Genomic DNA, 7,620 nt, shown 5'->3' on the forward strand with positions numbered 1-7,620 from the left:
GCATTCAAACCCGCTGATCGAACCGCCCAGAATGCGGCGCCCTGCGCGGCGACCGCGGACAGAAGCGTGAAACCCGCAGACGACGAGAGAAACCCCAAGGAGAGACCGTTGACCGATTACAGAAGGTCTCCACCTTGCTCTGTTGCGGGAGGGCGCACGAGCGCACGGCTTGCCCGAATACTATGTTCGGTTCCTGGAGCAGATCGAGCCCGCCATAGTCAAGTAGGCGGCGCAGACAAGGTCATTGTGCCCCGCGCCGATGATGACCACGTCGTGCATCATTCGCCCAGCCCAAGGCGATCTAACGGGGGCGCCCGCTAAAATTTCTACTCGATTGTTTCGTCCTCGAACGGCCCCTCTTCTTCGCGAAAACCTAACATGGGGTCATGACAGAGAATTCCCACAAACGTACGCTAAGCGAAAAGGAAATCTTTATCAGATAGTTGCGCGACCTAACGATCGCGCGACATTTTGGTCTAGGATGGCAAAAAGCCCGCGTTTCATTGCGAGAGCCACGCACCAAGATGAAATAAGGGCTCCGAAGTTTGTTTGGTCGACCTTAACGTACGATATTGGGAAGATTCTCCGATGACCCCATGAAGCGCGTTTGGACAGGCCGAAACTGGCGATTAGTGAACACTTGCAACAATGAACCAGTAATCAATCAGACTTGGCCCCGGTTGTTTGGACAGCTCCCCGCCGATGACGCGAACCGCGCGGAGTGCCGCCGCCTTCTGCAACAGGCGCGAAACATGCGAGCAATATAACTATCGTCTGACGACGTAATCTCGGCGCTTTGTTCGAGAAGCATCGTTGAACGCTCCGGCGCTCCGAGTTCGCAGCGCCGATCTTCGCGGCGCGGGCTTCCGAAGACTTTCTCTCCGGGCCGGGCGCAAAGAAAAATGAGGCCAGTGATGAGCATGTTCAATCAACGAGAGGAATCCTTCGAAAATACCTTCGTGCATGAGGAGGAGTTGCATTTTCTCGCCGAGGCGCGACGCAACAAACTCCTCGGACTTTGGGCCGTCGAACAGCTTGGCGCGTCAGGCCGCGCCGCCACGGCCTATGTCGAAGAACTTGTCACCGCCGTAACCGCGACGAACGCGGACGACGTCGTAATCAACCGCGTCATGAAGGATTTCGCCGTCGCTGGCGTTCGGCAGTCCGAACATCAGATTCGCCGCCACATGGACGAGTTTCTCGCGCAAGCGGCCTCAGAGATCAGATCGGGAATGTAAGGCAGCGCCTCGCCGCAGAACGAATATTGATCGCAGCGAAGGCCGCCCGAAAGGCGCGACCTTCTAGCATTCGCGCTTCCATAAGCCGACGCAGATGACAAAGCGTCTAAATGAAAAACACGACAGAGAACTGCTGTAAGCCTGATTTGGGGATGCCACACGATCTGCAAGACTTCCGCGTACGCGCCGCGCGCCATAGCAAGAATGATTTCCACGGACGCTAACGGGCTTTCCTCCCAGGAGGCGGAGCGACGTCTTGCGCAGTTCGGCAGAAGCGAAATCGTCGAGCGTGAAAAGCCCTTCCTGCTCAAGATCGCCTCCGAGTTGTGGCAGCTTGTCCCATGGATGCTCGAGGCGGCAATTTTTTTACAGATTGCCATCGGCGAGCAGCTGGAGGCCGCGGTCATCGCGGCGTTGGTACTGTTCAATGTCGCTCTGAGTTATTTTCAGGAGAGCAAGGCGCAGGATCCCTCTGTCACGAAACATCGAAAGGTGAGAAATTGATGAATTTGCCGCTCAACCATTCCTCATAGACGCGGCCGAAAAATGGGCGTCAAAAATGAGAATTTGCGCCAACGCGACAGCAGCGGCACCAGCCGCGCGCAATTGTATCGAAAGCGATTTGAGCAGCTCGTGCACGCCGCTACGGATTGCCGTGCAAATTCTCAAAATAAATGGTCGAAGATGAAAAAGTTGGAGCTAATTTCTCAATTATCACGCCCATCGCGACCCGAACCGTCAGATTCTCACCTACCGATGTCCACTGACACTCGGGACATTGCGCCGGATGTTCTCGGGCCATCAATGTCTATGTTCGAAGAAAGCAGACGCTCCTAATACGCGCCATTAACGGCTTCCTCTGACCCGAAGCAGGCGCCGGCTGGACACTGTGCTGTAATGTTATATTATAACATCTGCTAATGCACCTATTACCCGGATAAGTCAGATGCCAGAGTTGCGCAGCCGGAGTTTGCTCCAGATAGCCGCCGTCTTGCTTTTCATCTATGCGCCGGCCAAGGCTCAACAGGCGCTGCCGACGATCGAAGTCGGAGCCAAGAGTCGGCTTCGCGCCGCAACGCCGCGTCACAGCGCCGCCGCGACGCCTCGGCCCCCCGCTTCCACGTCGCCGATTTTTCGGGAGGCGCAGCGTCACGCACCCTCGGCTCAGCCGTCATCGATTGACGAACGGCAGGCGCGCCTGGAACGCCTTTTGCCGAAAATCGGGACGAACGTTTACATGTTCGATCGCCAGTCTATTGAGACCCTGCCGCAGGGCAATCAGACGACGATCGATCAGATTCTCCTGCAAAGTCCTGGCGTCACGCAGGACTCGGCTGCCGGCGGTAATTTTCACGTCCGCAACGAACACGCCAACGTTCAATATCGCATAAACGGCATTTTGCTGCCGGACGGCGTGTCCGGGTTCGGGCAAGTGATGGACACGGGCTTTGTCGGCTCGCTGTCCCTCGTCACCGGAGCGCTGCCTGCACAATATGGTCTGCGCACGGCGGGCCTCGTCGACATCATATCTCGCACGCCTCCGTCGACGCCCGGCGGCAGCGTCAGTCTCTACGGCGGCAGCCACGCGACCGGTCAGACCCCTTTCGAATATGGCGCAAAGATCGGCCGCTGGGAGATATTCGCCTCCGGTCGCTTGATCATGAACAATCTCGGTCTTCAAAATCTGACGCCCAGCCACGAAGCGCTGCATGATCGAACGCGACAAGGCAAATTCTTTGGCTTTGCATCCTATGCAATCGATGAGGCCACGAAGTTAAGTTTCATCACCGGGACGTCGGTCGCGGGCTACCAAATTCCGAACAACCCCAGCCAGCAGCCGCAATATGCAGCCTATGGCCTAGATTATTTCGACTCCGCCAAGCTTAACGAGAACCAGACAGAACGCACCTTTTACAATGTTCTGGCGCTGTCGAAGTCTGTCGGAAATATCGAAGCGCAGCTCTCATACTTTTCGCGCGACTCGACCGTCCATTACGTTCCCGATCAGATCGGCGATCTCATTTTCAATGGCATCGCCTCAAATGTCTATCGAAGCGGATTTGTGAACGGCTTACAGGGTGACGTCGCCTATCGGGTCGCAGACAGCCATACGTTGAGAGCCGGCTTTATCGTGAGCGGCGAAAAGACCAAGGTGGTGAATTCTTCGTCTGTCCTGCCGGTCGACGAGGATGGCGATCCGCTGGATACGCCGGTTGCCGCCTATGACCCAAGCGCCAAGCTTGGCTGGATCGCCGGGGGCTATGTTCAAGACGAATGGAAAATCGCCGATGCATTGACGCTGAACGCCGGTCTGCGTTTCGATCAGATGTGGCAGTATGTCTCCGCCAATCAGTTGAGCCCCCGCGCGTCGATCGTCTTCAAGCCAATCGAGGGCGCGACATTCCATGTTGCCTATGCGCGCTATTTTACTCCGCCCCCTCAGGCGCTGTCCGCGCCGACGAACCTCGCCGTTTACAACAATACGATTGAACAGCCGGCGATACCCTTGTCGAGCCCGGTTCGCCCCGAAAGGTCGAATTATTTCGACGCGGGGATCATGCAGCGACTGACGCCCGAACTCGAAGCCGGATTGGACGTCTATTACAAGCGCGCGCGAAATCTTTTGGATGACGGCCAGTTCGGCCAGGCCTATGTCCAAACGGCTTTCAATTACGATCGCGCCTATAACACCGGCGTCGAATTCAAGACTCTTTTCTCGCAAGGCGATTTTCGCGCCTATGCCAATCTCGCCTGGGCGCGACAACGCGGGACGTTGGTCACGTCGAACCAATTTCTCTTCGATTCAGATGAGTTCGATTACATCTCGCGCCACTACATCTATACGGATCACGCGCAAACATGGACCGGATCGGCGGGCGCGTCCTACGTCCTTTGTGGGACGCGCGGCTCCGTCAGCATGATCTACGGCAGTGGATTGCGAAGCGGCTTCGCCAACACGACGCATGTATCGCCCTACACGCAGGTCAATCTGAGCCTTTGGCGTGAGATTGGAACTGTCTTCGATAAGCCACTGACCTTCCGCTTCGACATCGTCAATGTCCTCGACCACGCTTACCAGTTGCGGGATGGTTCCGGGATCGGCGTATTCGCTCCCCAATATGGACCGCGCCGAGGATTTTTCGTGGGGCTGAAACAGCAGTTTTAGTGAATCCGTGCGGTGCTCAGGAAACCTTACGTGATTTTCCGCTTCTAGCGGAAACGCTGTCATTGGTGAGCGCGTCGCGCAATGACAGCTTTCCATCGATGCCGGTCGTCCGTCATTAGGTGCCATTTCTTTTGAAGCCGCGCCAAGAAAATTCTCAGTTCATAAGACTCCAAAAAGAACTTTTCTTCCAGTGCCTTCCGCGAATTCTCGCGGCGAAGGTCTCATGCGTCTCCCATTTTCCGAAATCAGCGATCGAGGAAGCGAGACTGGCGCATTCCTGAAAATGGCGTGCAACGTGCTTATATCGGCTGGACCGGCCGATATCGAGAATTCGATCATGGCGCGCAGGGTTAGCGTCGCCGCCACGGGGTGTTTGCCAGCCAGTGTGTTACGTTGCGCTTGATTGTAAAAATGCGCCGGTTCGCATGCGTTACTGCAGCTATTTGAGCTCATGGACCCTATCCTGGCGCCTGTATCGCCTGCGCGGCATCCGCCTCATCGGATCGTCTCGCGAGGAAATCTGGTACTTCGCCTATGGCGCTAATATGCACGATAGCGCGTTTCGCGACTGGCGCGGCGTGTGTCCTCGCGAGTGGCGCCCAGGGCGGGTCGGGGATACCGGCTGCGATTCAACCTCAGAGCGCCGCCCAGAGGCAGAGCCATCTATGCTAATTTGTCCGCCGATCCGGCGGCGGAGGTTTGGGGCGTCCTCTACAAGATCACACGGCGAGACCTTATTCGTGTGGGCGCCATGGAGGGCGTTCCGTGGTGGCGTTATCGGCCACTGTCGCTCGATGCCGAAGACATCAGCGGCACGAGGCTAGCGGCCCTGGCCTACATTGCCCAGGGCGATCAAGACGACCACAAGCCGTCGCTCTGGTACCTTACCCTGTTGCGGGAGGGCGCGCGAGCGCGCGGTTTGCCCGAACATTACATTCGGTTCCTGGAGCAGATCGAACCTTCCATAGCCAGGTAGGCGGCGCAGACAAGGCCATTGTGCTCCTCGCCGATGATGACCACGTCGTGCATCATTCGCCCTGCCCAGGGCCATCTAACGGGGCGCCCGCTCAAATTCCTGCTCAATTGTTTCGTCTTCGAACGGCGCCTCTTCTTCGCGAAGACCCAGCATGCCGTCGAGATCATCGGAACAAAGAGGTCGCTCGAGAAGCCCAGCATCCTCGAACCGCTCGAGGTCGGGGAGATCGCGCAACGACGCGAGCCCAAAGACCTCCAAAAATTTCTTTGTCGTGACATAAGCGAATGGCGCGCCGGGTTCCGGCGCGCGCAAGGCGCCGTCGATCAGCCCATGGCGTTTGAGCGCTCCGATCACGTCGCGGCTGATCTCCCGCGCGGCAAGCCGCGAAAGCTCGGCGCGGGTCGCCGGTTGCAGATAAGCGATCGCCGTGACGGCCAAAATTTCCGTCGGCGTCAGCTCCGGCGCGCCTGCATGCCGCAAGTTGTCGCCGCTCGCCGCCCGGATCGCTGACGCGAAACGCGACTTTGTGCGCAGTTGGTAGCCGCCGGCGACAAAGACGAGCTCATAGGGCCGCGCGCGCAATTCGTCGCGGATTTCCCTGATTAAGTCGTCGAGATTGCACGTCGATCCGACAAGCCGTGCAAGCGCTTCTCTCGGCACGGGACTCCGCGCCGCGAAGGTGACGGCTTCGACGCGCCCCATCCATTCCCGCCAGCGCGCTGCCTCCGGCAGATCGACGAGACCAGAATCAAATGATTCATGAGACTCGCTCGTATGACATGCGCCGTTTTTGGTTCGGCCCACAGTTGCCTCACATCGCTTCTTTTGACGCCTAACCCTCACCCGAAGGCCCTGAGCGGCGCTCGAGTCGCCGAACTTTCTTTGTTGAGCCCCACCGCCGCCGAGTCCGGATCCACTTTGCTTGGCGACGCTTTAGAGACCATACAGCCGGAAGCTCTGGCGCCCGGAGAGTTCGCGCACGGCGTTGAGTTCGACGAGGCGTTCGAAAAGACGCCGACTGGCGCGATCAGAGAGTCCCGCCACGCGCGCGGCGCGCGCCGGCGCGACCGCATCGTCGGCAAGCAGCAGTTCGACGACGCGCAGAGCGCCCTTGGCGCGTAAATTTGGCGCTGCGGCGAGGAGCCGTTCCGACCGACGCGCCAGATCGGCCGCGAGAACCGCCGCATCGAGAGCGGCGTACGCTGAGGCGGCGACCGTCGATTTCGCCCAGTCGACGTCGCCGGGGCGCGGCCGCTTGCCGCTTGCGCCGCGGCGCAACGACAAATGCCCTATTGCGGTCGCGATAAGGGGGACTGGCCGTTCCCAGCCAAGCTGCTTCGCCAGGACCAAATCCGATAGAAAGAGCGCCAAAATCTCGACATCGACGGCGGGCGCGTCTTCGAGCAATTCCGCCGCGGCGGCGCTGGCGTTTGTCGCTGCTGCAAGCGGATGCGCCGACCTGGCGACGACGTCGCGGATCGCGTCAGCGAGCGCGTCGAGAACGGCGTTCTCCGGCAGGCCGACGAGAGCCGCCGCTCCGCGCAGCATGGTCGTGTCGAGCCTAAGGCAAGGCGACGCAAACAACCGCCACAGGCGATGCAATCGTCCGGCGGGGCTGGTCTCGGCGCCAACGCCGGAAAGATGCTCGGCGTCGCGCAGCGCCGCTTCGTCCTCGCGCAGCCGCGCGAGACGCGCGCAGGTCGCAGCGGCTTTAAGCGCCAGACGCTGACGCAATGCGCCGACGAAGACAGGTCCAGCGCCGCCCTCCCCACTGCGCATAATGACGTCGAGCCGCGCGAGCGCTGCGCCGGCGAAAAACTGCGCGTCAGCCGCGCGGTCTGGCTTGTCGCGTTCCGCACTGGCGCCAGCTGTCACCCAGCGCGGCAGCGGCTGGACTTCTATGGATTTTCGGGGGTTTTGCGCCTCATCGCTGCCGGTCAGCGCACGCCGCTTCTTCGGCGTGCGCGACGAAGATGGGGCATCCAAAACTGCGGCCGAATCGATTTCCAACATGCGTGGAATCGTCCCTCAGATCGACTCCGGCGGCAAGTTCTGGCGGCGCTTTATGCTTAATATTTGCGCCATATCCGCCCTGCTTGTCTTCTCTTTGCTGTGTCCGATAATCTGCGCTTATCGGACATGATTCGAGAGGCCCGGATTGCCGGGCGTTTGGATCCGAAATCGGCCGCCAAGAGCCTGCCGAGGCGTCGGATTTTTCCGCCCGAAACGACGCCAAGGCC

7 protein-coding genes are annotated in these 7,620 nt (G+C 59.2%); 4 read left to right on the forward strand and 3 right to left on the reverse strand.

The features are described 5' to 3' along the window. Positions 1–914: 914 nt before the first annotated feature. The 3 genes from AB7I51_RS17105 to AB7I51_RS17115 all read left to right on the forward strand — a co-directional run bounded on the left by AB7I51_RS17105 (position 915) and on the right by AB7I51_RS17115 (position 4,404). A complete protein-coding gene (locus tag AB7I51_RS17105; RefSeq protein ID WP_428406368.1) occupies positions 915–1,238 on the forward strand; it encodes a DUF1476 domain-containing protein in 324 nt (107 codons plus the stop codon). A 204-nt stretch (positions 1,239–1,442) separates the two neighbouring features. Next, the gene (locus tag AB7I51_RS17110; RefSeq protein ID WP_428406369.1) at positions 1,443–1,742 is read left to right on the forward strand and encodes a cation-transporting P-type ATPase; all 300 of its coding nucleotides are present in this window, start codon (positions 1,443–1,445) and stop codon (positions 1,740–1,742) included. A gap of 733 nt (positions 1,743–2,475) precedes the next feature. Then, the gene (locus tag AB7I51_RS17115) at positions 2,476–4,404 is read left to right on the forward strand and encodes a TonB-dependent receptor (RefSeq protein WP_428406370.1); all 1,929 of its coding nucleotides are present in this window, start codon (positions 2,476–2,478) and stop codon (positions 4,402–4,404) included. Between the two features lie 154 nt (positions 4,405–4,558). On the opposite strand, the gene AB7I51_RS17120 is transcribed toward AB7I51_RS17115, so the two are convergent. Further along, positions 4,559–4,735, reverse strand: a complete 177-nt coding sequence (locus tag AB7I51_RS17120; RefSeq protein WP_428406371.1) for a DUF6880 family protein — start codon at positions 4,733–4,735, stop codon at positions 4,559–4,561. 342 nt (positions 4,736–5,077) lie between these two features. Here AB7I51_RS17120 and AB7I51_RS17125 point away from each other — a divergent pair, with 342 nt between their 5' ends. Continuing rightward, positions 5,078–5,380 carry a gamma-glutamylcyclotransferase gene (locus AB7I51_RS17125; protein ID WP_428405642.1) on the forward strand — a complete coding sequence of 101 codons (303 nt, stop codon included), beginning with the start codon at positions 5,078–5,080 and terminating at the stop codon, positions 5,378–5,380. A gap of 75 nt (positions 5,381–5,455) precedes the next feature. Here the strand turns inward: AB7I51_RS17125 and scpB are convergent, their stop codons facing one another. Together scpB and AB7I51_RS17135 are read right to left on the reverse strand one after the other, a co-directional pair. Next, complete coding sequence (gene scpB / locus AB7I51_RS17130) at positions 5,456–6,184, reverse strand: SMC-Scp complex subunit ScpB (RefSeq protein WP_428405641.1); 729 nt, start codon at positions 6,182–6,184, stop codon at positions 5,456–5,458. 129 nt (positions 6,185–6,313) lie between these two features. Continuing rightward, a complete protein-coding gene (locus AB7I51_RS17135) occupies positions 6,314–7,393 on the reverse strand; it encodes a DUF1403 family protein (protein WP_428405640.1) in 1,080 nt (359 codons plus the stop codon). Positions 7,394–7,620 lie beyond the last annotated feature (227 nt).

Source organism: Methylocystis sp., assembly GCF_050246715.1.
Taxonomy (GTDB): Bacteria; Pseudomonadota; Alphaproteobacteria; order Rhizobiales; family Beijerinckiaceae; genus Methylocystis.